A 1,623-nucleotide genomic window follows, 5' to 3' on the forward strand; every position below is an offset into this window, starting at 1 on the left:
AGTTTATTATATAAAACAAAACCTGTTAATGCAAGTGAATGTATGGGTTTCAAATTTTAAACTGCAAGAAATTTTACGTATAAATAAAGATATAAGTTTAATCATTTAGTATGGTTTTTCAACTTTACTTTCAGAAAAATTACAATTTTTCAGAAATACATCAAGCAATACTTTTATATACCCGAATTGCTAGTTAATTTCATTGGAAAATAAATAAGTCGTGCTATCCTAATCTTAAACCACTAAGCATTAGAAAGCGCACGACTTATATGACTTATAATAGCACACTTCCAAAAGTTTTTGTTTATTTACTGACAACCATTGAGACGCTTTATCAAACGAGTGTTCCCCTTGAGGTTCAAAACCGAAAGAACGTCCATCTCGCAACATCAGATTGCTTAGTTATCGCTTGTTACCTATGGGGCGTACTGCATTTTAGTGAAACGCTTAAAGCTAAGCACCAACTGGCTCAAAGTTTATTTCCTAATTTCCTAGAATATTCTCGCTTTGTCCGCCGTTGTAATGCCCTCTTACCGAGTATCCAAGTCATTCGCCAAGCACTCGTCTTTAAAGAGGTTGAAGGAATGAGTGTATCCATTATTGACAGCTTCCCCATTCCTTTGTGTCAGCCTATTCGTAACTTCAGAAGCAAAGTTCTTGGAGATTATGCCAATGTTGGCTACAATGCTACAAAGGGACAGTACTTCTATGGATGTAAATGTCATGCTTTAGTCAGTGAATCAGGCTATGTCATAGACTACACAATTACTCCTGCTTCAATGGCTGATAGTTCAATGACCGAGGAAGTGTTGAGTCAATTTGGGACACCAACAGTCCTTGGAGATATGGGATATTTAGGTCAGTCACTGCATGAAAGGCTGGAATTAGAAGGAATTGATCTAATTACACCTGTCAGGAAGAACATGAAGCAAAAGAAAATCCTTTTCCCTAATTTTTCAAAACATAGAAAAGTGATTGAGCGAGTTTTCTCTTTTTTGACAAATCTAGGAGCTGAGCGTTGTAAAAGTCGTTCGCCTCAAGGTTTTCAATTGAAATTAGAGATGATACTTTTAGCGTATTCTTTACTGTTAAAATCAGCTAAATCACTGGAACCAGAGACTTTAAGATATTCTATCGGGTATCAAGTCATGGCTAAATAATCAACTAGCAATTCGGGTATTTTAAAAAAAGAAAATTGGGACTCCTTAGAGTCCCTTTTAATTATTTTATATTATATATTTTGTCTTTTGTTCTTTTGCGAAAAAAAAAATATAGTGTTTGCAAGGGGTAACAGGATTATAGTCCTACAAAAAACTGTGCATAGTCCTACAAAAAACTGTGTATAGTCCTACAAAAAACTGTGTATAGTCCTACAAATTATTTGTGTTTGTAGGTGCTTTGTGTTATTATTTATTTAAATCATAAAAGGAGTGGATTATGCAAGAGATAGACACAGGAGAAAGAAATAAACAAATACAGGAAATAAGTTCAAGGAAGGTGGCAGAGCATAACGATTTAATTAGCTCAGTTGCAAAAATGGATAAGACACCATTAAAAATGTTTGAGCTAGCTGTTTCATGTATAGATACTGATGCTCCTCCTAAAGTTAATATAGTATTCTTG

At 34.4% G+C, this 1,623-nt stretch carries 2 protein-coding genes; both read left to right on the forward strand.

The annotated features are described in order from the left end of the window. Window positions 1-269 precede the first annotated feature (269 nt). Window positions 270-1,160 carry an IS982-like element ISLll1 family transposase gene (locus tag ABT115_RS30775; RefSeq protein WP_351796774.1) on the forward strand — a complete coding sequence of 297 codons (891 nt, stop codon included), beginning with the start codon at window positions 270-272 and terminating at the stop codon, window positions 1,158-1,160. Window positions 1,161-1,437: 277 nt separating this feature from the next. After that, window positions 1,438-1,623: hypothetical protein (locus tag ABT115_RS30780; protein ID WP_502969197.1), on the forward strand; the 186-nt coding region annotated here is incomplete at its 3' end.

Source organism: Streptomyces sp. NPDC001832 (genome assembly GCF_040297265.1).
Taxonomy (GTDB): Bacteria; Actinomycetota; Actinomycetes; order Streptomycetales; family Streptomycetaceae; genus Streptomyces.

What these genes read in the sequence shown, in the direction of transcription:
- ABT115_RS30775 (WP_351796774.1), top strand. Translation starts at nt 270, where the DNA reads ATGACTTATAATAGCACACTTCCAAAAGTTTTTGTTTATTTACTGACA.